23 protein-coding genes are annotated in these 24,387 nt (G+C 65.6%); 10 read left to right on the plus strand and 13 right to left on the minus strand.

Annotated elements, in window-relative coordinates; translation table 11 throughout:
• Positions 1 to 8 precede the first annotated feature (8 nt).
• Complete coding sequence (locus tag RNZ50_01400) at positions 9 to 941, minus strand: proline/glycine betaine ABC transporter permease (protein MDT8853707.1); 933 nt, start codon at positions 939 to 941, stop codon at positions 9 to 11.
• Positions 925 to 2,151 (minus strand): glycine betaine/L-proline ABC transporter ATP-binding protein, encoded by a 1,227-nt coding sequence (locus RNZ50_01405; protein ID MDT8853708.1) that lies wholly within the window; start codon positions 2,149 to 2,151, stop codon positions 925 to 927. Before RNZ50_01405 ends, RNZ50_01400 begins: the two co-directional genes overlap by 17 nt.
• A gap of 460 nt (positions 2,152 to 2,611) precedes the next feature.
• On the opposite strand from RNZ50_01405, the gene RNZ50_01410 reads away from it, so the two are divergent.
• Positions 2,612 to 2,971, plus strand: coding sequence for a hypothetical protein (locus tag RNZ50_01410; GenBank protein MDT8853709.1), 360 nt, complete (start codon positions 2,612 to 2,614; stop codon positions 2,969 to 2,971).
• 76 nt (positions 2,972 to 3,047) lie between these two features.
• Here RNZ50_01410 and RNZ50_01415 read toward each other — a convergent pair whose 3' ends face one another.
• The 7 genes from RNZ50_01415 to RNZ50_01445 all read right to left on the minus strand — a co-directional run bounded on the left by RNZ50_01415 (position 3,048) and on the right by RNZ50_01445 (position 9,460).
• Positions 3,048 to 4,016: a type II secretion system F family protein gene (locus RNZ50_01415; protein ID MDT8853710.1), complete on the minus strand. Its 969-nt coding sequence runs from the start codon at positions 4,014 to 4,016 to the stop codon at positions 3,048 to 3,050.
• A gap of 12 nt (positions 4,017 to 4,028) precedes the next feature.
• A complete protein-coding gene (locus RNZ50_01420) occupies positions 4,029 to 5,030 on the minus strand; it encodes a type II secretion system F family protein (protein MDT8853711.1) in 1,002 nt (333 codons plus the stop codon).
• A gap of 11 nt (positions 5,031 to 5,041) precedes the next feature.
• Positions 5,042 to 6,274, minus strand: a complete 1,233-nt coding sequence (locus RNZ50_01425) for a CpaF family protein (protein ID MDT8853712.1) — start codon at positions 6,272 to 6,274, stop codon at positions 5,042 to 5,044.
• A gap of 279 nt (positions 6,275 to 6,553) precedes the next feature.
• Positions 6,554 to 7,825, minus strand: a complete 1,272-nt coding sequence (locus RNZ50_01430; protein MDT8853713.1) for an AAA family ATPase — start codon at positions 7,823 to 7,825, stop codon at positions 6,554 to 6,556.
• A 16-nt stretch (positions 7,826 to 7,841) separates the two neighbouring features.
• A complete protein-coding gene (cpaB, locus tag RNZ50_01435) occupies positions 7,842 to 8,657 on the minus strand; it encodes a Flp pilus assembly protein CpaB (protein MDT8853714.1) in 816 nt (271 codons plus the stop codon).
• Between the two features lie 40 nt (positions 8,658 to 8,697).
• Entirely contained in the window at positions 8,698 to 9,207 is a 510-nt protein-coding gene (locus tag RNZ50_01440; GenBank protein ID MDT8853715.1) for a prepilin peptidase, read from the minus strand.
• 76 nt (positions 9,208 to 9,283) lie between these two features.
• Positions 9,284 to 9,460: a Flp family type IVb pilin gene (locus tag RNZ50_01445; protein ID MDT8853716.1), complete on the minus strand. Its 177-nt coding sequence runs from the start codon at positions 9,458 to 9,460 to the stop codon at positions 9,284 to 9,286.
• A gap of 320 nt (positions 9,461 to 9,780) precedes the next feature.
• On the opposite strand from RNZ50_01445, the gene RNZ50_01450 reads away from it, so the two are divergent.
• From RNZ50_01450 to RNZ50_01490, 9 genes are all read left to right on the plus strand, one after another.
• A complete protein-coding gene (locus RNZ50_01450; GenBank protein ID MDT8853717.1) occupies positions 9,781 to 10,464 on the plus strand; it encodes a response regulator transcription factor in 684 nt (227 codons plus the stop codon).
• A 447-nt stretch (positions 10,465 to 10,911) separates the two neighbouring features.
• Positions 10,912 to 11,358: a pilus assembly protein N-terminal domain-containing protein gene (locus RNZ50_01455; GenBank protein ID MDT8853718.1), complete on the plus strand. Its 447-nt coding sequence runs from the start codon at positions 10,912 to 10,914 to the stop codon at positions 11,356 to 11,358.
• 294 nt (positions 11,359 to 11,652) lie between these two features.
• Positions 11,653 to 13,368, plus strand: coding sequence for a pilus assembly protein TadG-related protein (locus RNZ50_01460; protein ID MDT8853719.1), 1,716 nt, complete (start codon positions 11,653 to 11,655; stop codon positions 13,366 to 13,368).
• Positions 13,365 to 13,958, plus strand: a complete 594-nt coding sequence (locus RNZ50_01465; protein ID MDT8853720.1) for a pilus assembly protein — start codon at positions 13,365 to 13,367, stop codon at positions 13,956 to 13,958. The genes RNZ50_01460 and RNZ50_01465 overlap by 4 nt, the downstream gene beginning before the upstream one ends.
• On the plus strand, positions 13,955 to 14,389 hold the full coding sequence (locus RNZ50_01470) for a pilus assembly protein (GenBank protein ID MDT8853721.1): 435 nt from the start codon (positions 13,955 to 13,957) through the stop codon (positions 14,387 to 14,389). Before RNZ50_01465 ends, RNZ50_01470 begins: the two co-directional genes overlap by 4 nt.
• A gap of 683 nt (positions 14,390 to 15,072) precedes the next feature.
• A complete protein-coding gene (locus tag RNZ50_01475) occupies positions 15,073 to 15,783 on the plus strand; it encodes a biliverdin-producing heme oxygenase (protein ID MDT8853722.1) in 711 nt (236 codons plus the stop codon).
• Positions 15,780 to 18,617 (plus strand): EAL domain-containing protein, encoded by a 2,838-nt coding sequence (locus RNZ50_01480; protein ID MDT8853723.1) that lies wholly within the window; start codon positions 15,780 to 15,782, stop codon positions 18,615 to 18,617. The genes RNZ50_01475 and RNZ50_01480 overlap by 4 nt, the downstream gene beginning before the upstream one ends.
• Positions 18,618 to 18,971: 354 nt before the next feature.
• Positions 18,972 to 19,796 (plus strand): Crp/Fnr family transcriptional regulator, encoded by an 825-nt coding sequence (locus tag RNZ50_01485; GenBank protein ID MDT8853724.1) that lies wholly within the window; start codon positions 18,972 to 18,974, stop codon positions 19,794 to 19,796.
• A 353-nt stretch (positions 19,797 to 20,149) separates the two neighbouring features.
• Positions 20,150 to 20,356: a cold-shock protein gene (locus tag RNZ50_01490; GenBank protein MDT8853725.1), complete on the plus strand. Its 207-nt coding sequence runs from the start codon at positions 20,150 to 20,152 to the stop codon at positions 20,354 to 20,356.
• A 463-nt stretch (positions 20,357 to 20,819) separates the two neighbouring features.
• Here RNZ50_01490 and RNZ50_01495 read toward each other — a convergent pair whose 3' ends face one another.
• The 4 genes from RNZ50_01495 to RNZ50_01510 form a co-directional block, all read right to left on the minus strand.
• Positions 20,820 to 21,167: a DUF302 domain-containing protein gene (locus RNZ50_01495; GenBank protein MDT8853726.1), complete on the minus strand. Its 348-nt coding sequence runs from the start codon at positions 21,165 to 21,167 to the stop codon at positions 20,820 to 20,822.
• A gap of 184 nt (positions 21,168 to 21,351) precedes the next feature.
• The gene (locus RNZ50_01500; GenBank protein MDT8853727.1) at positions 21,352 to 22,764 is read right to left on the minus strand and encodes a dihydrolipoyl dehydrogenase; all 1,413 of its coding nucleotides are present in this window, start codon (positions 22,762 to 22,764) and stop codon (positions 21,352 to 21,354) included.
• Positions 22,765 to 23,022: 258 nt separating this feature from the next.
• Positions 23,023 to 23,628 carry a DsbA family protein gene (locus RNZ50_01505; protein ID MDT8853728.1) on the minus strand — a complete coding sequence of 202 codons (606 nt, stop codon included), beginning with the start codon at positions 23,626 to 23,628 and terminating at the stop codon, positions 23,023 to 23,025.
• Positions 23,625 to 24,386 carry a L,D-transpeptidase gene (locus tag RNZ50_01510; protein ID MDT8853729.1) on the minus strand — a complete coding sequence of 254 codons (762 nt, stop codon included), beginning with the start codon at positions 24,384 to 24,386 and terminating at the stop codon, positions 23,625 to 23,627. Before RNZ50_01510 ends, RNZ50_01505 begins: the two co-directional genes overlap by 4 nt.
• Position 24,387 lies beyond the last annotated feature (1 nt).

A 24,387-nucleotide genomic window follows, 5' to 3' on the forward strand; every position in this document is an offset into this window, starting at 1 on the left:
AGGGCGGTTCAACCCGCCTTCTTGGTTGCACCTTCGGGGGCGGAGCCCCGGAAGCGGAACAGGTTCATCAGGCTCGCGCCCAGCGACAGTCTTGCGACCTTTGCCTTTTCGGCCAGCCCCTGGGTGATGCGGTCAAGCACGATGGCAAGGATCACGATCCCCATGCCGCCCGCCGTCGCCCCGCCGACATCCAGCCGGCCGAGCCCGGTGTTCACCACCAGCCCAAGGCCGCCCGCGCCGATCAGGGCCGTGATGACCACCATCGAAAGCGCCAGCATCAGCGTCTGGTTCAGGCCCGCCATGATGGTGCGCAGCGCCAGCGGGATCTGCAGATCCCACAGCATCTGCCAACCGGTTGACCCGAAAGCCTGCGCCGCCTCGATCAGATCCTCGCGCACGTTGCGGATGCCGAGGTTGGTCAGCCGCACGATGGGCGGCAGGGCGAAGATGATCGTGGCGATGATGCCGGGCGCCATGCCGACGCCGAACAGCATCACGATCGGCACCAGATAGACGAAGGACGGGATCGTCTGCATGATGTCGAGCACCGGCCGCGTGACCTTCCACATCCGGTCGCTGCGCGCGGACAGGATGCCGAGCGGGATGCCGATCATGGCGCAGAAGATCACCGAGGTCAGGATCATCGCCAGCGTGGTCATGGTCTGGGGCCAGAGCCCGATCATGTCGATGAAGGCAAAGCCGACAAGGGTGAAGATCGCCATGCCCCTGCCGACCACGCGCCACGCCATGCCGGCAAAGACCGCCGTGGTCAGCAGCATCGGCACGAACAGCAGGAAGGTGTTGAGATTGTTCAGCACGACCGTGACCGGCACCTGCGCCGCGCGGAAGGCGGGGCGGAAGTTCGGCACCAGCCAGCCGCGCACGAAGGCGGTCACCCAGTCGTCGAACGGGATCGTGATCAGATCAGCGGGACTGAGCATCGGACGCCTCCGGTTCCGTTGAAGGGGTGTCGGCGGACAGTTGCGCCAGCACGTCGCGCGGCTGCACCACGCCCACCAGCCGGTCGCGGCTGTCGGTCACCGCGATCGGCAGCCCCGATCCGGCCGCGCTGTAGAGCGTGTGCAGTTGCGCATCGCCATCCACCGCCGCGAAATCGGTGATCAGCGCCTGCCCCAGCGTGCCGGGTGGCCCTGCCCCGTTGCCCGCCTGCGCGGCCAGATCCTTGTAGGTGACAAGGCCCACCAGCCGCTCGCCATCCACGACGTGCAGGGCATGGCTGTCGTTGTCCTCCATGATCCGCAGGGCCTGATCCGAGGTGTCGCTGTGCAGTTGCACCGAGGTCGGGCGCCCCGAGATGTCGTCTGCCGTGAACACGCGGCCGCGGTCGATGTCGGCCACGAAGGCGGCAACGTAGTCGTCGGCCGGATTGGTCACGATCTCCTGCGCCGTGCCGATCTGGACCAGTTCGCCATCCTTCATGATCGCGATGCGGTCGCCGAGCAGCAGCGCCTCGTTCAGGTCATGCGTGATGAAGATGATCGTCTTCTTCATCGTCTGCTGCAACGTCAGCAGTTCTTCCTGCATCTGGCGCCGGATCAGCGGATCGAGGGCGCCGAAGGGTTCATCCATCAGCAGGATCTGGGGGCCGGTGGCAAGGCCGCGCGCCAGCCCGACGCGCTGCTGCATCCCGCCCGAAAGGTCCGACGGCAGGCTGTCGGCCCAGGGTGCCAGCCCGACCATTTCCAGCGTCCGCAGCGCCTCCTCGCGCCGCTCGGCCGCGCCCACACCCTTGATCTTCTGGCCATAGGCGACATTGGCAACCACGGTCCAGTGCGGGAACAGGGCGAAGTGCTGGAAGATCATCGCCACCTTGTTCCGGCGTATCCGCCGCAGGGCCGATTGCGCACAAGAGGCGATGTCTTCCCCGTCTATAAGGATTTCCCCGGCCGTTGGCGCAATCAGCCCGTTCAGCATACGCACCAGCGTCGACTTGCCGGACCCCGACAGCCCCATCACCACGAAAATCTCGCCCTGTGCGACCTCGAAACTGGCATCCTGCACGCCAACGGTCGCACCGGTATCTTCAAGGATGGCGGCCTTGCCCTCGCCCTGCCGCAGACGCTCCAGTGCCCCGGCCGCGTTGTCTCCGAAAATCTTGTAGACATTCCTGACGGATAGTTTCGCCTGCATGGGCCCCCTGAAAGTGCCGCCGGCCGCCCGACATGCGGTCATGAACGGGGGGCTGCGGCACACGCTGCATGTCGGCAAAAAACACTCGGGCGCGATCCTTCACTGATCGCACAGGTGCCTCTGGCCTTGTGATATGATGTGGCCCTTGTAGCGCCGATCATCGGAAACTTCAACCCGAACGCCCGGATTCTTGCCTTGCCCCGAGGTTTGCCCGCATCCGGCGCAGCCCTGCCACGGAGAAACGGCGCAATGGAACCGGCCTTGGCCGGTCGTGTCTGCCGTGTGCTGCGGTGGCGTTTGCCGCGGCTCCACCGACCCCGCCCCGGCCCCGTCACCACCGCGTTTCCTGCCGTCTGCCCGCGGTTTTGACGGGCCGCGGAAGCCCAAGCCAAAATCAGTCAGAGAAATCCGGGAACGTAACCGGGCGACTTTTGTTGACCCTTTGGAAGTGGAGGACGCCATGAAAGAGAAGACACCTTCAAACGAAGCGCTACGAAAAAAGGGTGGGGTGATCGATCAACGAAATCAGCAGATCGATCCTGCCGGCGAGCGGCGCGCCGATCCGAATGAAGTGGCCAGGCGGTCACAGAAACAGCCCGGCCAGGACCTGCGCGACCCTCAGGTGGATGCCGACCATGGCGATGAACCCAAACACGCCAGGGAAAAGCGCACCCCGCCGGGAAAGCGTCAGAACGCGCAGGGCGATCCGGAGGGTTCGGCGCACAGCCCGGACGAGTTTGACGTGATGAACCCGCAAAAGCAGGGGCTTGGCGACAAGAAGCCGGATCAAAGCCCCGCAAAGCCTGACGGAGAACGTTAGCGGGGTATCTGCCCGGACTTCCTGAACCGCGACACATCTTCGCGGCCACTGTAAAATGCGCCGTGCAACGCTGCGCCTAGTTCGACATGATCTGGATCGCGGCGGGGGTGATGATCACGGCGAACAAGACGGGCAGGAAGAAAAGGATCATCGGAACCGTCAGCTTGGGCGGCAGCGAAGCCGCGCGCTTCTCGGCATCGCTCATCCGCATGTCGCGGTTTTCCTGCGCCAGCACGCGCAGGGCATGGCCCAGCGAGGTGCCGTATTTCTCGGACTGGGTCAGACCGGACACGACCGAGCGCACGCCGTCAAGGTCGGTCCGCATCGCAAGGTTGTTGTAGGCGGCACGCCGGTCCGGCAGATAGGCCAGTTCGGCCGTCGTCAGCGACAATTCCTCGGCAAGCTCCCTGGACTGGCCGCCGATTTCCTCGGCCACCTTCCGGAAAGCCGCTTCGCTGCTCATGCCGGACTCGACGCAGATCAGCAGCAGGTCCAGCGCGTCGGGCCAGCTTTGACGGATCGAGATCTTGCGCTTGGCAATCCGGTTCTTGATGCAAAGCTGCGGCAGGAAATGGCCCATGATGGCGGCACTCACGGTCATTGCGGCACGCGCCGCAAAGGGCAGGTCGGGCCGGATCACCACGAAGACATAGAACACGGCAAGCATGAAAACGATGATGGGAACCAGCACCTGCAGCGCCTGAAAGGCGACCATCGGCGCCCGCCCGCGATAGCCCGCGATCAGCAGCAGACGCTCTGTTGCGCCGTCGTCCGAGCGCCACAGCAGGTTCAGCCGTTCCACAATGGCGGCGAACATGCGTCGGGGTTCCCGGAGCAGCAGCGCACCGTTCTTGTCGCGGTCGCGATCTGCCCCCCCGCGCAACCGGATCCTTTCCCGCTCGTCGGTCAACTGGAGCACGCGCAGACCCAGGGCATTGCGCGCGAGCCAGGGCCACGCCACGGCGATGATCCCGCAGAAGACCGCAATGGCCGCCAGTGCGGCGGCGATCAGGTCGGGGTCGATGCCCAGATCGGAAAGGCTCATGTCCGCCACCTCTCAGAAGTCGAAATTGATCATCTTGCGCATGATCAGCACGCCGATCATCATCCAGACGCCGCAGACGGCGAGGACGATGTTGCCGACCGTCTCGGTGAACAGCAGGCCGATGTATTCGGGGCTCATCAGATAGACGAACAGGCACACGACCACCGGCAGCGACCCGATGATCCAGGCCGAAGCCTTGGCCTCGGCCCCCATCGCCCGGATCTTGGCACGCATCTTCTTGCGCTCGCGCAGCACGACCGACAGGTTGTCGAGCGCCTCGGCCAGGTTGCCGCCGCTCCGGCTCTGGATGGTGATCACGATGGCAAGGAAGCGGGTCTCGGCCGTGGGCACCCGCAGGGCCAGTCGCTGCACCGCCTCGTCCACCGGCATCCCGAGTGTCTGGTTGTCGATCACCAGTTTGAACTCTGTCCTGACCGGCTCTTGCGCCGAGGTTGCCACCACCCGCAGGCAGTCGCCCACCGGCATCCCGGCCTTCACGCCGCGCACGATGGTGTCGACCGCGTTGGGAAACTCGGCGGCAAAGTGCGAAAAGCGCCGGTTCCGGCGATAGCCCACATAGCCATGCGGCACCAGCAGGCCGAGTGCGCCGCCCATGCCCGCCGCCAGGACCGGACCCAGATCGGTTTCCGACAACAGGGCCGCAAAGGCGACGACGCCGATCACGATGGAAACGCCCCAGTAGGTTGAAATCGACCAGTGCAGGCCGCCCTGCCGCAGCCGACGGGTCAGGGACGGCTGCTCGCGGCGGGCGGTGCGGACCTTCTGCTGTTCGGCCATCTCGCGCAGGGTTTCATCGACCGACCGCTTGCGGCGCTTGCCTTCTGCGGCGGCGCTTTGCGAGGCGGCGGGGGCAACCGCGCCCAGCGCCAGCGCCATCCGCTGCCGCGTCTTGTGGCCAAGACCCAGCCGTGGCTGGAACAGGGCGAAAAGAAGCCCTCCGATGCAGAGCGTGACCAGTACGAAGACGAGGATGGGCGAGGTCTGGGTCAGCATCGCGGGTCCGATCAGATCAGGTCTTCGGCACGGGCTTTCGACGCTTCCAGCGCCGCCGCCAGCCGCTTTTCCTCGCCGAAGTATCGCGCCCGTTCCCAGAAGGCCGGGCGGCCGATTCCGGTGGACCGGTGCCGCCAGATGACGTTGCCCGCGGCATCCTCGCCCAGGATGTCGTAGACAAAGATGTCCTGGGTGATGGCCACGTCGCCCTCCAGCCCCAGAACCTCGATGATATGGGTGATGCGCCGCGACCCGTCGCGCAGGCGGGCGGTCTGCACGATCACGTCGATGGACGCCACCGCCATCTGCCGGATGGTCAGCGACGGCAGGGAAAAGCCGCCCATGGTGATCATCGATTCGATCCGCGACAGCGCCTCGCGCGGCGAGTTGGCGTGCAGCGTGCCCATCGACCCGTCATGCCCGGTGTTCATCGCCTGCAGCAGGTCGAACGCCTCGGGGCCGCGCACCTCGCCGACGATGATCCGTTCGGGCCGCATCCGCAGGCAGTTCTTCACCAGATCGCGCATGGTGATCTCGCCGATGCCCTCGATGTTCGGCGGTCGGGTTTCCAGCCGGACGACGTGGCGCTGCTGCAGTTGCAGTTCGGCCGAGTCTTCGCAGGTCACGATCCGCTCGCCCGGCGCGACATATGCGGTCAGGCAGTTCAGCAGCGTGGTCTTGCCCGAACCTGTCCCGCCCGAAATGATCACGTTGCAGCGCACCCGTCCGATGATCTTCAGGATGTCCGCCCCCTCGGCGGTGATCGCGCCAAAGCCGACAAGCTGGTCGAGGGTCAGCTTTTCCTTCTTGAACCGGCGGATCGTCAACGTTGGCCCGTCGATCGACAGGGGCGGCGCAATAACGTTTACCCGGCTGCCATCAGGCAGGCGTGCATCGCAGATCGGGCTGGATTCGTCGACGCGGCGCCCGACCTGGCTGACGATGCGCTGGCAGACGTTGAGCAACTGCGTGTTGTCACGAAACCGGATGTCGGTTTCCTGGAGCTTGCCGTTCACCTCGATGAATATGCGCTTGGTTCCGCTGACCATGATGTCGGCAATGTCATCGCGTGCCAGCAGCGACTCGAGCGGGCCGTAGCCCAGAACGTCGTCGCAGATCTCCTCGACCAGCGTGGCCTCTTCGTCGGATGAAATCACCGCCTTCTTGGCGTTGAGGATGTCGCGGACGATGCCGCGCACCTCGGTGCGCGCCTGGCGGGTTTCCATGACCGACAGTTGCGCCACGTTGATCGATTCGATCAGGGCGAGGAAGGTTTCCTTCTTGAGGTCGTATAAGCCGGGGGTCTGCCCCCCGATTGCCGGCGGTCGTCCCCGACCGGGGCAACGGTCAGAGGCGGGTGAACCAACTGCGTCGTGTTGACACCCGGTGCAGGCGTACGGGGCAGTTCGACGATCTGCGGCTTTGAATCCGGTCGATCTGCCTGTTTGCGCGTGCCGAACATCTTTTCTGCCTTTCATGCGGGGCTTGGCGTCCGAAGCCCTCAGGTCAACCCGGACGATCCGTCAGCGCCGCCAGAAGCGCGCAGGGGTGGCCGGTTTTGGCGGGGCGTCCTTGCGATCGACCAATGCCTGCACCAGGCTGGCGAAGGGGCGCTTGCTTGTCGTCCGGGTCGCCGTTTCGGCGAGAAGTTGCCCGCTGTTCGACGCGCTGCTGAAACAGCGCGGCTCGAAGGCGAAGGTCGCAGACGCCTCGATCTGAAGGGCTGCGGCGAATTCTGTCGTCTTGATCTCTTTCCGCGCTGGAACCCCGACCTTGTTCAGCACCAGTCGTGGCGGCCCATCGTTCGGTCGCAGGGTCCGCAACAGGTCGATCAGGCGTTTCGCGTTGCGCAGGTTGCCCAGATCGGGCTCGGCGGTGATGATGACCTCGTCAGCCGCGGCAAGGGCCCCCCGGACCCATGGCGTCCAGGCGTGCGGAAGGTCGAGGACCGCGACCGTAAAGCTGGCCTGCGCCAGTTCCAGCATCCGGTTCAGTATCTCGGGCCCCGGTTCAGATACGACGCGCATCGCATTCCCGCTGGGCAAGACACTCAGAAACCTGCCGCGCCGCACCAGCAGGCGATTGAACAGACCGTCGTCCAGCCGACCGACATCGTCCTTCCGCGCGGCACCGCCGAGCTGGTCGGCAAAGCCGGATGCGGTTTCGAGGTTCAGGTTCAGCGAAACCGAGCCGAACTGCAGGTCCATGTCGGCCAGCAGCACTGGCCGAGCAAGCTCCTGCGCGATGTTCCAGCCCAGGTTCTGCGCGATGACCGAGGAACCGACACCGCCCTTTGCGCCGATGAAGGCGCAGATCCCGCCGGGTTTGACCGCACCTGCCCTTGTGAACAGGCGCAGGACCGCGGCGATGACCATCAGCGTCTCTGTCGGCCCCACGATGTAGTCGCTGATGCCGCGGTCCATCAGGTCGCGATACAGCGACACGTCATTGGATCGGCCGATGACCACGACCTTGGTCGCGGCATCGCAGACTGTCGCCAGTTCGTCCAGTTGCGCCAGCAACGCATCGCGGGGGCTGCTGCTTTCCAGCAGCAGCAAATCCGGGGTCGGGTGGCTGCGGCAGAACGCGATCGCCTGCGGAATGCCGCCCATGCTGTTCGCCGTGACGGCACGCGACAGGCGCCGGTCTTCCGCGGCGGCACTGATGACCGCGAGGGACCCGGGCGTTTCGCAGAAGGTGCCGACCGTGATGTGCGGCACATGCCCGACCGGGCTGTCGGTTGCGACAACCGCCTCGGCCGGCCCCAGAACCAGTTTCGGAAGGGCTGCGTTCATGGTCGCGTTTCCTGCATCATGGCCGGACCACCGGGCCCGTGGCGGCTGCATCGAGCTTCATCAGTTCCAATCCGCCCGACCGATAGATGCGGATCGTTCGCGATGGCGGCGGCGCCATGACGGGGGGTGCAGGAGGCTCGGCAAGATCGGCATTGTCAGCCAGGGGGCGCAGAACCAGCGAAATTGCCCCGGATACCGCAGCCGTCGTGACCTTCTCGACCTGATCGGGAAAAAGCTCCAGCGTCGCGGTCTTGCCGACCAGCGAGTCGCTGTCCTGCCTGGCTGCCATCTGGTCGATCGCCAGCACGCGCACGTTGCTCAGAAGTACCTGGCTAACGATTGTCCCGGCACCCCCTCCGTCTATCACATTGATAGTTTGCATCACATCGACATGGTCGTTTGGCAGAATGAACCCTCCGGCTGTGGTTTCGGCATTCACCTTCACCGCCACCGCCCTCATTCCGGACTCCAGCATGACCGACAGGAACCCGGCCCCCATGCCCAGCAGGCGGCTTTCATGCACGGGCTCACCCGCGAGAAAGCCGGAGCGCACGGTCATGCCCCGGAGTTCGGCCTCGGCGTCCGGCCGCGCGGCGCGGGTGATGAATGACGGGCCGACGCCACTGGACGGCCAGGCCTGCCACCGCAGGTTCTCGGCAATCAGCGCAGCGCCGGCCGGCACATCCGTTGCTGCGACCAGAACATCCATGGTCGGAATCGGCACGGCTATGGCGGGACCGGCCTCGACCGGCGACGCCTTCTGGGAAATCACCAGCCAGGCGGCCAGTCCGCCGAACCCAAGGGCAACGAGGATGATTGCGGCACGCAGCAAGTCTGGCTCCTCTTTTTTCGAAAAGTCGCGCGACGGCGCGTTAATGGGCAGAGAGCATCCACGGGCTGTAGGGAAGCCGCGCCAACCCCGCCGCCGCAATGGCAATGCCGAACGGGATGCCGAGGGGCCGACCCAGCATATGCGAGACCCAGACCGGCATCGCCCCAGCCGTTCTCGGCGGAATTGCACGAAACGCCAGTGCGGCGAGCGCCAGCACGCCACCGAAAAGCGAGGTCCACAGCAGGAAGGACGGCAGTTGACCGGCGCCTAGCCACAGCGCCGTTACAGTGATCAGCTTGGTGTCGCCGCCCCTGATCCAGCCGCGCCTGAAGAAGAGGAACAGCACCACGCCGACCGCTGCGGCCGCCGCCAGGCTGAGCGCCATTGCACCGGGCGAGAAGCCCGCCAGCGGCGCGAGCACGCCGAAGCCCGCCAGCATCAGGATCGAGATGGTGTTGGGAATTCTGAGCGAACGCGCGTCCGAGAGGGCGGCCCACAGCAGGGCGAAAGCGAAGACCGCGATGCCGAAAAGTGCCGGGATCGGGATCATGGTCTCTTCCTCGCATCCTGTTTTGGGCGGCGTGACGGCGGATCGGGGTTACCCGATCCGCCGGTCGGTGCGGCTGTCAGTTGCCAGCGGGAGTCAGCGAGGTGGTAATCCCGGTGAACACACTTTTCAGCTGCGGCCCCAGCAGGGTCAGCGCGCCGATCATGACCACAGACACCAGGGCGGCGATCAGGCCGTATTCGATGGCGGTGGCACCGGATTCGGAGTTCTTGAAACGAAGAATGACGGACTTCATGGGCTATTCCCTTGGTCTGATGCGGTCATGCCGGTCGGCAGAGCGCAGAAATCGGCATCAATGGTGGGTTCTCTGAGAAATTGAGTCGGCCCCGACAGTGCCGCGTTATCTTTTTGATAAAATCTGGATCAGGAATACACTAGTCCTGATGGTCAGGACCTTCGGCCAGCCAGGCCCTTCCCGGGGACACCCTGAACGGCAGTCCGACTCAACACTCCTGCGGAATGGCAATCCGGAGGGGGTTCGCGTTCTGGTCCGAGTGCCGTCCGCACGAGAGCGGAGGCGTAGAAAGGAGACTTTTCTTGGGTATGGCCAACATGTTGAAGACCTCGGGCTGCGGGAAGCCGGTGCTGATATCGGACGACAACGAATACTTCCCTGTCGCCCTGCATACCATCCTGACCGACCGGCTCGGTGCGTCCGAAGTGCTGGAAACCGCATCCTTCGAAAACGCAGTCGAATGCCTCGCGAACCATCCCGAACTGGCGCTGGCGATCTTCGCGCTCGACATGCCGGGCATGAACAACTGGATCGACCTGCGCACGGTCCGCCACCTTTTCCCGCATGTGCGCGTGGCCGTCGTGTCGGCCTCGCGTGAACGCAATGACATCCTGATGTCCCTGGAAAGCGGTGTGCATGGCTATGTTTCCAAAGCGGTTTCCGTGGACGAGCTGAGTGCCGCATTGCGCCATGTCATCAATGGCCTTGTCTACGTCCCGTCGTTTTTTCCGGACCTGCCCGTTTGCACGAAACCGGAAAAACACCTTGCTTGTGCGGCGGACGAACGGGTTGGCCCGAAGCGCCCCCGGGTCACGCCCCGGCAGAAGGAAATCATCGAGCTGCTGGTGGCGGGCAAGTCAAACAAGGCGATGGCGCGCGCGCTCGACCTCAGCGAAGGCACGATCAAGTTTCACCTGTCATCGGCCTTCCGGCTGCTCAGTGCGACGAACCGGGTCGAAGCCGCAACTGCCGGGGCGCGGCTGCTGGACGAGATTTCAGCCTAATGTGCCCCGGGATGGCGCTGCATGTCAGGTCTTTCCCCCGCCCAGCGCCTCTTTCGCTGGCACCAGCCGTTCGGCCTGCCCGTAAAGTCGGGTGGTCCGCGAAAGGTTTTGGGGCCAGTCTTGCGGAGGGCATAGCCCGGGCGGCACCAGGTCGCCGTTCTGCACGAACGGCGAACCTCTCGCTGCCGTTTCGTGACCGGAACACAGCAGATGAGGCCAAAGTTCCGCACGCCAGGCGGTGCAGGTGCGGCCACAACACACACGGCATGGTTCAGGGGCACGCCGAAAATGGTCACCCCCGATCTCCGGTCGAAGCATGAAGAAAGTCCGGCCGCCAAATAGCGAAAGACCGCCCCGCCGGGACCGTGACGCGGTTCAGGTCGGCTGGCGAGGAGCCACAAGAAGATGCTGAAATTGAACATGTTTTCCCGCCACGGGATCATCGCCTTGGCCACGCTGGCGCTGTTGCCGACCCTGGCCTGCGCCGAGGTCATCGCCGCGGCCTACCCTGAACCGCCGCGATTTGCGCAGCCCGTGGTCGCGTCGAGCCCCGGCAGTGTCTCGCTTGCCGTCGATTTCGTGATCGTGCTGCCCATCGGTGCCGACATAGGCACCATCTTGCTGGGCAATTCCGAAATCGCGGATGCTACCCTGACGGACGGCCAGATGATCGTGCTGAAAGGTGTCTCCCGGGGCCTTACCAACCTGATCGTCCTCGACACGGCGGGCAAGAGGCTGGCTGAAATTGTCGTTCAGGTCAGCGATCGCAAACCGGGCACGGTGACCGTGCGCCGGGCGATGCTCACGCAATCCTATTCCTGCGCGGTCGGAGTCTGCGACAACACAGCCTCGTCCGGTTCCGTCCTTCCGGTGGCGCCGCCCGCATCGAACTGAGCGCGTCCGCCATCCGTTCGGCGGAGCCCGCGAAGCCGCTGCGATCTCAAGATCAGGCATCGGCGCGAAACGGCCCCAGGCCACGGTCAAATGGACAGGCCGTCAAGCCAAATGGCATTCGAAACGCGCGTGTGGCTACTGGGTGGCGGGAAGGTCGCATCCGGCGCCGTCAACATCAGCGCAGCGCGGGCATCGCATGTCACGCCACGTTGCCCCGGAATGTTCGAGCAAAGGGGGGACTCATGGTCAGGTTCGCAACTGCACGCCGTCTTGCAAGCGACTCGCGGGGGGGCGGTGTCGATCGTCGGCGCGCTGATCCTGCCGCTCTTGCTCGGCATGTCCGGTCTGGCCCTCGAGTATGGCAGCGCATTGCTGACCAAGGTCGAGACGCAGCGGGTGGCGGATCTTGCCGCCGTCGCCGGTGCATCGGCTTACGGCCGAAACCAGAGCCTGTCCGATGCAACCAGGGCCGCCGAAAGCGTCGCCGTCCTGAACGGTGTGGCGCGGACCAGGCTCGTGGTGACGCTGGAGCCCTTGCCAGCCGCGCCGGGTGACAAGGCGGCGCGTGCAACGATCACCACGCAGCAGACCCTGCTGCTTGCCCGGGTGCTGAACGCGCAGCAGTATCTGGATGTGACCGTCGCTGCACTGGCCGGCACGATGGCGGGCAAGCCTGCCTGCATTCAGGCCCTTGATCGCGCCGGGAGCGGCGTGACGCTCAGCGGCGGAACCTCGGTGTCGACCGTTGACTGCATCGTGGCATCCAGTGCGAGGGTAACGGCACCCTGCGGAACCATGATCACAACCCCGACGGTGAACTACGACTCGGCGTCCGCACCGGCGCAGTGCAGCAACAACCTGCGCGCACCGGATGGCGGTGCAGCAAACCTTGTGAAGGGGCCGACACCTGACCCGCTGGCAGGGACCGAGTCCGTCGCGCTCGCGGCAGCCCGGATCGCCTCGGCGGCCGCACTGTCGGCGCCAATTGTTCCCGTTGGCGGCGACATGTCTTTCGGTTGGGACCAGGTTGCGACGAAAGCGCAGGCGACGGCGGTCGGATGCAGTGCATCCTTCTCGGGCAGCACCTGGGCGTTCACCTGCCCCGGCAAGACCACGGTCAATCTCGGCAGCATCACCCTCGGCGGTGGCCTGACGCTCGGGTTCGGATACGGGGGGGCAGCCACGACCGTCTACAATGTTTCCGGCCGCATCGAGAACGGCGGTTCCGCCATGCGGTTCGCCCCCGGCGTCTACAACATCGCCAAGGGCATCATCGTGCCGGGCGGCACCAGGACCGAGTTCGGCGGCGGGAGCTTCCGGGTCGGGCCCGCCGCCGGGGGCAATGCCGTCACGGTCAGCGGCGGCGCGACCCTGATCCTCGGGGACCCGCTGGCCGCCGGAGGAACCTTCGAGATCGCCGGAAACGTCGTCACCGAGGGTGGCAGTTGCCTGACATTCGGCGCGGCCCCGAATCACGGCATAATGGGCTTCATCCGGGGGGCCGGGGGCATCGTGTTCGGGGCGGGCGTCTATGAGATCGATGGCTATCTGCATCTCGGGGCGGCCAGCGGCGGCTCTGTCTTCTGCAACGGCGCGACGGTCAGCTTCCGGGCAAGCGACGCGACCATCATCCTGTCAGGGCGGGGCGTGCCTGCCAGCGGCGATTGTGCCGGCCAGGCCTTCTGCGCCACCGCCGGTTACAGCGACATCAGGCTTCAGGCGCCCGGCAGCGGTCCGTTCGCGAAACTGGCGTTGATCGGCCCGACGAATCCCGCTGTCCGCAGCGGGGCATCCTTCCAGTCCGGCGCGTCGGGCGGCCGGATTTCCGGCACCTTCTACTTCCCGAATGGCCTGCTCAACCTGAGTGGCGGTGCCAGCGTCAGTGGTGGAACCGGCACCTGCCTGCAACTGATCGGCGCGTCGGTGAACCTTGCCGGGGGGGCGACCGCCGCCACGATGTGCATCGGACCGGGCGCCGTAGCCGCCGGTGGCGTGCGGTTGCTGGAATGACACAGCTTGCCCGTCTGTGCCCTCGGCCGTTCCGCCGGTTCGCGACCCGCGTGGCCGCGGTGTGGACCGACGAGTCGGGCAGCCCGGTCGTCGAGTTTGCGCTGCTCGCCCCCTTCTTCCTGCTGATCGTGACAGCCGCGTTCGATATCGGCCTGGTCATCCATGCAAGGTTCAATCTGGCCGCTCAGGTTTCGGCGGCCGCCAGCTACAGCCAGATGAAGGGTCTTTCGATCGCGGACGACGATGCTGCCGCTTTTGCGGGCGGGGTCGCAGCCGTCCTGTCGGCCGGCAGCACAAGCATGGAAGGGACGGTCATGCTCAACAACGCATCCCGCGCCACCGTGAAGAACGGAGTCGTGGCAACTGCGGATTCTGGCGGTGACATGGCGCAGTGCTACTGCCCGACACGCGTCGACGGCCGGATTCAGTGGGGCGGGGCGCGGACCTGCCGCGTGCCTTGCAGCGACGGCAGCGCCGCCGGCAGGTTCATCGAAGTGTCTGCAAGCACGCAATACATTTCGCTCTTTGGCGGTTACGGCATGACCGAAGATGGCTCGATCACGGCAAATGCCGTCGTTCGCCTTGAATGACCGCTAGCCGCGCGATAGCCCGAATCTGGCACTGCCGAAGCGGCACTGCGGCAATCGAGTTTGCCTTTGTCATCGGCCCCCTGATGCTGTTGATGTTTGGTGCCATCGAAGTGGCCCGCCTCGTCTGGGTGCGCAAAGCCATTGATGAAAGCGCGATTTCGGGCGCGCGCTGCATGGGGATCAAGGCTGCAGCCTGCGCCACGGCCGATCATGTCGACCCCGTCGCAACCAAGGCGCATATCCGCAAGCAGGCAGGTTCGTGGGGGCTTTCGCTTGCGTCATCGATGATCGAACTGGACGAGGCCGCAGGTTGTGGCGAACCGACCGGCGGGTTTTCCAGCGTGATCATCAGCTACCAGTTCAACAGTGTCCTGACCCTGTTGACCGGCCCCCGGCTGTCGTTCGAAGCTTGCTTCCCCAATCAGGACTGACGACCGGTCGGGCCGGGCAATCACGCTGATCCGCAAAACATCCGGGCCCTTCTCCGCATGGGGGGGGGCAGAACGCGTCGGCCACCGCAAGGCGGCGCGACCGTGCGGGGCGACCGGCGATCCAGTCGATCACGGTTGCCGTTGGCGAAAACCTTGCCTTGCCCGGCCGGCGAAATTGCCCCATCGTCGATGCCCGGGGAAGTTCGGCCTTGTGAGGCCCGGGGCTAGATGTATATTGAATGCATCATGTACTGACGCCAAAAAGGGCCTGACGAGTCTGACATCCCTTTCGGGCATTCCTCTCGCGGCTTGGCTGCTGTAAAGACAGCCATCATCCGCGCCTCCCAAACAGCCAATTCCGGCAAAGCCGGATGTTGGCCTAATGCGCCTTGTAACGAAGGCTGAAACGGAACCTCCTCCTACGTCGTCGCAGATCGACCCCATGTGCGGAACTCCGCGCGTCCCCGCCTGCCGAACACCGTCGCGGCATCCGGATGGCAAATCGGATCCCCTGGCATCGGGCCGTCACCCAGAAAAGCAGCAGAGACAATCGAACACCAAAGACCCAAATGCGGCCGTCCGGCGCGAATTGCATGTCGAGGCACCCGGCACCCGAGCGACCTGCATCCGTCCGGCGAAGCGGCCGCCTTCGTCCGCTCATGTCGGCACGCGAGGTTCGACCCATGATTGCCGACGATGGCGCAGTGCGCGCGGGCCGCGCCTTTCCGACTCCGCTCTCGGGGGAATTGCGGGCGCGGACGGCATCGCTTCACGATCAGGCCGAAGTCCTGCTCGGGTTGCCCGACAGCATCGGCGGCAGGGGCGAGTATGCCGATTGGCTCGGGCATTTCTTGGCCTTCTACCAACCTCTGGAACGCAACCTGGGCGCGTTCGACGAATGGCGCGTTCTGGCCCCCTTCCCCCCCGACTCCGAGCATTCCCGACGGCTGATCCGCGACCTTGAAGCACTGGGCTTCGACAGCCGGGCCATGGCCCGCCTTCCCGATGCCCCATGTCCGACGCTAAAGACCTTCGCGCAGGCCCTGGGCGCGCGCTATGTCCTGGAGGGGGCGACCCTTGGGGGAAAGGTGATCCTGCGGGAACTGCAGGCGCGGATGGGCCCCGAAATTGCCGGAGCCACGGCCTTTTTCGGGGGCGGCGAGCCTGCCAAGTCATCGACCTGGCGCGTGTTCAGGTTGGCCGTCGATCGCTATGGCGCACAGCGCACGGAGTGCCGGGAGGATGTGCTGGCGGGGGCCGAGACGACGTTTCGCGCCTTGCTGGAGTGGTTTGAACCCTTCGTCACGGACAAGAGCCCCCTGCGGCGGAAACAGCCCGAACACGGAAAGGCCGGATCGACCGACGCATCCGGCCCCGAAGGAGCCTTGAAATGATCATTGCAATGCCTCCGGGCAACCCGACGAACCTGGACCGTTGCGAGCGGGAGCCGATTGCTACCCCCGGCGCTATCCAGCCGCACGGGGCTTTGCTCACGGCGGTGTGGGACAGCGGGCTGATCGCCCATGCCAGCGCCAACCTTGACAGGATTCTCGGCGCGTCGCCGGCTTCCGTCCTTGGTCAGCCGATCGACAGGGTGATCGACGGTCTGAACGATCTCCGGCAGCGCGGGATGCTGCCCGGATCGCAGGCCCTGCCATCAACGGGCCATCTCCGCGATCCGCAAGGCAGGCCCTTGCAGATGCACGCCTTCCGGTCGGGCCGCTATCTGTGCGTCGACATCGAAGTGATCCAGGCGACCGCGCAAAGAATGCAGGTCGGCCTTGCGCAGACGATCATCGAGAGCTTCGCCACCGCGCAGACGCAGACCGACCTCTGCGCACTGGCCGTGCGTGGGCTGAAGGCGGTGACGGGTTACCATCGGATCATGGCCTACCGCTTCGGCGCGGACGGTCATGGCGAGGTGATTGCCGAAGCGTGCAATCCCGGAATGGTGCCCTACCTCGGCCTGCGCTACCCGGCCTCGGACATTCCGCAGGTCGCGCGGGCGCTGTACCTGCGCCAGCGCGTCGGCGCGATCGCGGATTCCTCCTACCTGCCCGTTCCCCTGCTCGGGCATCCCGACCTGGACGACGGGGTGCCGCTGGACCTGACGCACAGCGGCCTGCGCAGCGTGTCGCCGGTCCATCTGGAATACATGCGCAACATGCAGACCGCCGCGAGTCTGACCGTCGGGCTTGCCGATGGGGGCAAGCTGTGGGGAATGCTGGTCTGCCACCACATGACCCCCAGGGTGCCCGACCCGGAACAGAGATCCGTGGCAGGCATGATCGGCCAGGTGGTTTCGCTGATGCTGGGCAGCCTGGGCGAGACGGAAACCGCCCTGCAGAAGCTTGGCCGGCAAGCCATCCTCACCGCGCTGGTGGAAAAGCTCGGGGCGCCGGGCACGCTGCCGGAGGCATTCGCAGGTGCGCAGGCCGATCTGCTGGGGCTTGTCGATGCGGCCGGCGCGCTGGTCCGCCTGTCCGGGACCACCCTGCGCCTTGGCGTTCTGCCCCCGCCCTGCGTGGTCGAAAGGGTGCTTCCGACGCCCCTGCCGGGGCCGGCGGCGGACCCTCTCGCCCTGGATGACCTCGGGCTGCGCCATCCCGACCTGGCACCGTCCGTGGCCGACGGGGCGGGTGTGATGGTTCTACCGCTGGCATCCGGCGGCAGCGACCTGATCGCCTGGTTCAGACCGGAACAGCGGCGCACCATCACCTGGGGCGGGAACCCGGCCAACCACGCAAAATGGGATCCGGACCTTGGCCGGATGACCCCCCGCGCCTCCTTCGCCGCGTGGAAGGAAACCGTTTCCGGCCGGTCCAATCCCTGGACGATGGCCGATCTTGCCCAGGCACAGGCCCTTCGGCAAGCGGTTGCAACCGAGATGGCACAGCGCGACAGCGCCGAACTGGCGAAATTGCGTCATTACGATCCGCTGACCGGCCTTGCCAACCGAAGCCTGCTGCAGGAAAGGCTGACCGCCTTGCTGGCGGAATCCGGGGCGGGCGCGGCGCTGCTGTTTCTCGATCTCGATCGCTTCAAGGCCGTCAACGATTCCATGGGGCATGGCGTGGGCGATGCGTTGCTGGTCGAGGTCGCGCAGCGGCTTTCGGCCGCCGTGCGCCCGGATGATCTGGTGGCCCGGCTTGGCGGCGACGAGTTCGTCGTGCTCTGCTCGGGGCTGGACCACGGCGATGTCACCCGGCTTGGCGAGCGCCTGCGGCACATGATCGACCAGCCGTTCGAGATCGCGGGCCGCTGGTGTCATGTGTCCGCCAGCATCGGCGTCGCCAACACGGCCGACCTGGGAAACCTTGATCTGGTGCAGGCGGCCGACATCGCCATGTATGCCGCCAAGCAGGTCGGCGGCAACCGCAGCCAGGTGTTCGAGCCGGAGCTTCATGAAGTGGCAGCGCGGCAGGTGACGTTCGACCGCGATCTGCGCGATGCGACCGGGCGCGACCAGTTCAAGCTGGAATATCAGCCGATCTTCGCCCTGGCCGCGAAGGGAAAGAGGCTGAAGGGGTTCGAGGCGCTCTTGCGCTGGGAACATCCGCAACAGGGCACGCTGCTGCCTGACCAGTTCATTCCTATGGCCGAAAAACTGGGCCACATCCATCCGATCGGAGACTGGGTGATGGCGACGGCGGTCCGGCAGGCGCTGGCCTTGCGCACGGCCTGCCCCGGCCTCGATCTCAAGATCTACGTCAACGTCTCGCCGTTGCAACTCGCCCACCCCGGGTTTCTTTCCGGGCTGCTGGATCTGCTGCAAAGCGTTCCGGCCTTTCCGCCGCAGGCGCTTTGCATCGAGGTCACCGAAAGCGTCGTGGGCGACACGAACGTGGGAGACATTCTCCGCCAGATCTGCGCGATGGGGGTGCGCGTCGCAATCGACGATTTCGGCACCGGCTTTTCCTCGCTTTCGCGCATTCGCTGCCTGCCGGCCCATGAGGTCAAACTCGACCGAAGCTTCCTGAACCAGCTGTCCATGGACGACAAGTCGGGCAAGTTCCTCGGCATCCTGAACGCCCTGATCCACTCCGCGGACATGAGCGTCGTCCAGGAGGGCATCGAGACAGAGGCCCAGCTTGACTTCGTGCGTGCCGCGGGCGCCGATCTGGTTCAGGGCTACTTCCTGTCCCTTCCCCTGTCCATCGACGAGGCGACGCAGCTAGCCCGCCAGCATGGTCAGCAATCGATGGCCGAACGGAAAGCTGCGACCTGACCTCCTGGGCTTGTCGCTGGCGCGGGATTGGCACGGGCCTTCGCTGGAATGCCCTCCGGATGTGAAGGTTTGGCGGCCGAGACCAACCCATCGCAACCGCCGCGGCACCGGTGGCGCCGAGGTCAGGAAGGCGCTGACGTGCCGCACCGGCCCGCTCGTGCTTCACGCCGGCAACGGCAACCCGATGAAGGCGGTGAAGGCGGCGCAAAGTCATTTCCACCGCTCAACCGAAAGTAGCAATATCAATGTGGAGTGCGTCCAGCTAGAACTGGATGACGGGGATCCGCGCTGGACCCGACATTTCAAGCCACTTGCGACAAGCGATTCAATCCAATCTCCCAATTGGAAACCGCCATGCCGACCTGTGACAATCCGCTGACGCGAAAGCTCTCTGCCTTTGTCGCCCTGTCGGGCGAGGAACTGGAGGCTCTTGCGCGCCTTCGACGTTACCCCCGAACCTTTCGGGCCCGGCGCGAGATGATCCATGAAGGGCAGAAACCCCATTCCGCCTTCATTCTGGAATCGGGCTGGGCCTGTTCGTTCAGGGTGCTTCCCGGTGGAGAACGGCAGATCATAGATTTCCATGTTCCCGGCGACATTCTGGGGCTGCGCAGCATCCTGTTCCGCACACTGGACCACAGCGGCGAAGCTGTCACACGCATCAAGGCATCAGAGGTGCTCCTTTCCGATATTCTCGCCAGCTTTTCTCAGACGCCACGCCTTGCAACCGCCGTCTTGTGGGCTGCGGCGCGCGAAGAGGCAATACTGGTCGAACATCTCGTCAATCTTGGTCGCCGCTCGGCGGATGTGCGCGTTGCCCACTTCCTGCTTGAACTGGGCGCACGGCTGGAACTGGTGGGGATCGGTGACGAGAGGGGCTTCGACTGCCCCCTGACACAATACTATCTTGCCGATGCCCTTGGGCTGAGCCCTGTGCATGTGAACCGCACCTTGCGACGCCTGCGCGAAATGGGTCTGGTGACGTTCCAGAAGTCGCGCGTAAGGTTCGACAATCTCGTCGCGCTTCAGGATTTCGCCGGCTTCTCGCCGGATTATCTCGATCATGACCGGCCCCTTCTGCAGAACGCAGCCCCACCCGGCGAGCTCGCGGCCGAAGCAGCCCTGATCGCCGCGCGCGGATCAGGTGCAAGTCGTGGCGGGGGGTTTGCCGAGCATTGACGCACAGGCGGACCGGCGGGCGCTGCCGATGGCAAACCGGCCACGGGCCGAACGCGGGCGCCTGCGCATCCCCGCAATGGCGCGGGTCCGGCAGGCGCCCGATACCATCCGGCCTGCCACCCCCGACGACCGCACAGGCGGCGACGGTCTTTGCGCCCGGATGCCGGGCTTGAGGGGAATCGCCGCAAGCCCCGTCAGGGCAGGGTTCAACATGGCCGCACAGCCGGTCCCCGATCGGGGCTGGACGAGGCGCGCCATTGCGCGTTACTGTTCCAACCGGAGATTCCCGGCGCGATTGCACACCGGAGGTTCGCCACTACCATGTGACTGAAAATTTCGAAGGATACCCAGCGATGGCCAAAGGCACCGTGAAATGGTTCAACAGCACAAAGGGCTTCGGCTTCATTGCCCCGGAAGGCGGCAAGAATGACGTGTTCGTCCACATCTCCGCCCTTGAGCGGTCAGGGATCAGGGAACTCGCAGATGGGCAGGCCATCACGTTCGACATCGAAGCGGGCCGCGATGGCCGTGAATCGGCGGTCAACCTGAAACTGGCCTGATGAGACTGCGGGCGATGATGTCTGTGACTTGTCCTTGTCGCCTGCGATTCTTCCCCGACGCATGAGGCACGGGTCGTCCTGACCAAAGGAAGCGGGCCCGGCCTTGCGTTCACAACTGTGGAACGGATGGGCGGCCCTGCCGCCTGGCCCGCGCGCGGGGGGTGACAGATGGCCGGGTCGGCAGTCACCGATCCGCCGACACGCGCCTGCGCCGGGGAGAGTCGGCGCAGGTACCCTTAGCGGGGCGCGCTGCGTCGGCGCTGCTTGTGACGGTCGTGTCGCCCGCTTCGAACCGGCCCGCACGGCCCTGGCAGGAATGCGATTGCGGCCCGGATGATGAAAGACGGCATTGCGGGCGGTTTCGGACCGGGCAAGCGCCGGGCAGCCTGCATTTTGCGTTGCCACCAGGCGCGCTCGCGTAAAGTCAGATCTCCGCCACGGCCTTTGCCAGAAGGTCTCGCACCTAGGCTGCGACAAGCTGCAGGTCCGGATTGTCGATCGCCTGCATCGAGGCCGCGGGGTCGATTGCGCTGACCTCGATGCCGCCGTCAACCTCGCGCAGGATCACGTTGCAGGGCAGCATGGCGCCGACCCGCGGTTCGATCCCGATCGCCTGGTGGGCCATCCTGGGGTTGCACGCCCCGAGAATGCGATAGGATGGCATATCGACATCCAGCTTTGCCTTCATCGTTGCCTTGACATCGATTTCGGTCAGGATGCCGAAGCCGTTGGCGGCAAGGGCCTTGCGCGTGCGGGCATCGGTGTCTTCAAAGCTTGCTCCGGCGAACAGCCGGTTGATCGTGTAGCCCATGGTCGTCTTTCCCTTTCGTTTGATTGGCTCGGGTTCATGATCGTGGCGAAAGGGATACGGGCGAAAGCCGACATGTTCCGGCGTCAGCCTTCCCTGTTCCGAGCCGCCGCACAAAGCTCCAGGCGTCCACAGGACCAACGCCGGAACCGCCGGGGCGGTTCCGGCGGTCAGGCTCGCCGCTCCGTCACTCCAGCGCATCATGTCCGATCTCCGGGCAGTCGGACAGGTCCGATCCACCGGTTCCGGCCACCCCTTTGGCCAGATCACGCAGGGCGCTGCGCAGGCCTTCTTCCAGCACCGGATGGTAGAACGGCATGGCAAGCATGTCGGCCACCGTCATCTGCCGTTCCACCGCAAGTGCCAAAAGGTGGGCGAGATGTTCGGCCGAAGGCACGCACATCTCGGCTGCCAGAAGCCGGCCGGTCGTGCGCTCGGCATGGATGCGCAGCAGCCCGCCGGCGGTCCGGGCCATGCGCGCCCGCGCCTGCGTCGAGAAATCCGCGCTGCCCGACACAACGTCGCGGTCGCCAAGGCGTGACAGCGGCAATCCCACCCGCGCCACCTGCGGCGATGAAAACACGATCGACAAGGGCGTGCGCCGACAGAACCCGTTCCCTGCCGCATCGGGCGCGGCCATGCGGCCCGCGATATGCCCCTCGTCGGCGGCCTCGTGCAGCAGCGGGCGAAACCCGTTGGCGTCACCGGCAAGAAACACGTTCAGGCCGCCGATCCGCAGCGTTGCCGGGTCGACCTCGGGCATCCCCTTGTCGTCGAGCGGCACGCCCAGCGTCTCCAGCCCCAGACCGTCGGTGTTGGGGCGTCGTCCGATGGCCACCAGAACGGCATCGGCGTCAAAAGTGCCGCCCGCGCCCACGACGCGGATGGCATCGCCCGATGGCTCCAGTTCGGCGGGGGCACCCAGATGAAGTGCCATCTCGGCCCCGATCAGCGGCAGGAAAGCCGCGAGGATCTGTGGGTCGTCGATGCCGGCCACCCCCACGGCCGCGTCGAAACCTGCAATTTCCAGCCCCAGTCGCGCAAGGGCCTGCGCAATCTCGACGCCGATCGCGCCCATGCCGATCACGGCGATGCGGCGCGGCAGATCCGCCTGTTCGAACAGGCTGTCGGTTGTCAGGATGCGGCCGCCGAAACGCGCCCAGGGTCCGGGCACCACGGGGCGGCTGCCGGGGGCAAGGATGATCGCGCGCGCCTCGATCTCTTCCCCGTTCACCGCCAGCCGCCCGGGCCCCAGCAGGCGGGCGCGGCCTGACCGGGCGCGCGCGCCGAGCTTGCCCGGCACGCCCTCCGGCCCCTTCACGAAGCCGTCGCGCATGGCGCGAACCCGCGCGAGGACAGCGGGGATGTCGGGCCGCACCGCATCCGCGCCGCGAATGCCGAATTCGTCGAAGGCAAGCCGCCGGTGAAAGGCATTTGCCGCCTCGATCAGCGCCTTTGAGGGCATACAGCCCACCGCGGCGCAGGTCGTGCCCCAATGCCCGTCATTGACCAGCAGGAAATCATCGGTATGCCGACGCACCTCGCGCAGGGCCGAGAGGCCTGCCGTGCCCGCGCCGACAATGACGGTATCGACCTTCATGGCTTGCGCCTCCTTGTCCGGGCGTGGGTGGTTTCATGTTCGGTGCCGGGCCGAGGGTCGGGTCGGCGGTCAGGCACCGGCTTCCGGCCCCGGTCCCTGACTCCTTGCGGACCCGCGCGAGGGGCAATGACCGGCAGTTCGACCTTTCGCCATGGTAGGCCCTCCCGCCGGGGTTGTCACGCCGCCCGAACAAAGGAACGCCGGACGGGGCGCCAGTTTTCGTCTGTCGAAACCCGTGCCGCGGGGTGAACCTGCGGGTCAGGTCCGCGCGGCCCGGATCGCTTCGTCCAGCACATCCTGCGTCAAGGCCCCGGAGTAAAGTGTCTGGCCGATGATGTAGGCGGGCGTGCCTGCCAGCCCGAAACTGTCGGCCTGGCGCATGTTGCGGGCGAGATAGGCGTTCCACTTGTCGGCGGATCCGGCGAAGGCAGCCGTTGCCGCGGCGATGTCGATCCCTGCGCCGATCAGCGCCTCGTCGACCTGCGCCGCGCTCAGGCGCGCCTTGGTGGCCATCAACGCGGCGTTGGCGGCCTCGAACCGGCCCATTTCGGCTGCCCCCAGCGTCAGCCGGGTCGCGCGCAGGGACTCGCCGCCGAAGATCGGCCAGTCCTTCATCACGAGCCGGATGTTGCCATCGCGGGCGACAGCTTCCATCAGCATCGGATGCCCCGACTTGCAGCAGGGGCATTGATAGTCGAAATATTCGACCAGGGTGACATCGCCTTCCGGATTGCCGAGCACCGGCCCGTCGGGATCGAACAGCACATCTTCCACGGTAAGCTCCGCCTCTTGCGCGAAGGCGGGCAGCGGCATCAGGGCGGCGGCGCTGCCTGTCAGGATCAGGGTTCTGCGGGTTACGTTCATCGGATCGGCTTTCCTTTGGTTGGGGTCATGGCGTTGGCGGCGGACAATGTGGCCGGTGGCGGCGTGGTGCCCTGCCCGGCCTGCATCTCGTCGAGCACGACCACGCGGGTGTTGGGCGGCACGCGTTCGTAAAGATCGAGGATGTCCTGGTTGAACAGCCGGATGCAGCCCGCCGAGGTGGCCTGCCCGATCGACGACGCATCATTGGTGCCGTGGATGCGGTACATCGTGTCCTTGCCGCCCTTGAACAGGTAAAGCGCCCGCGCGCCCAGCGGGTTGTCGATGCCCCCTTCCAGACCGGCGGCATATTTTCCGTACATCTCCGGCTGGGTTTCCAGCATGTTCCGGGTCGGCGTCCAGCCCGGCCATTCGCGCTTGAAGGGCACGTTGCCGGTGCCTGCAAAGGCCAGCCCGGCCTTGCCCACCGCCACGCCGTAGCGCAGCGCGCGGTTGTCTTCGAGGATGAAGTACAGGAACCTCTCATGGGGATCGACCACGATGGTTCCGGGTTCTTCTTCGGTCCAGTAGGCCACCTCCTGCCTCTTGTTGCGCTCTGACAGATACTGCGCCGGCACTGCGGGAATGGCGTTCTCGCCGTCCTGGATCGGCGCATACATCGCCTGAAGCGCGGGATCGACCTGAGGCCCGGATGCAGGCAATACGTCGGGTGGTGCGGCGCAGGCGGCCAGCCCGGTCAGTGCAAGCAGCAGCAGCGCCTTGGAAAGCCGCAGGGGCGGCAGTTTGGGGTGGTCCGGCATG

The organism is Paracoccaceae bacterium Fryx2 (assembly GCA_032334235.1).
Lineage (GTDB): Bacteria > Pseudomonadota > Alphaproteobacteria > Rhodobacterales > Rhodobacteraceae > JAVSGI01.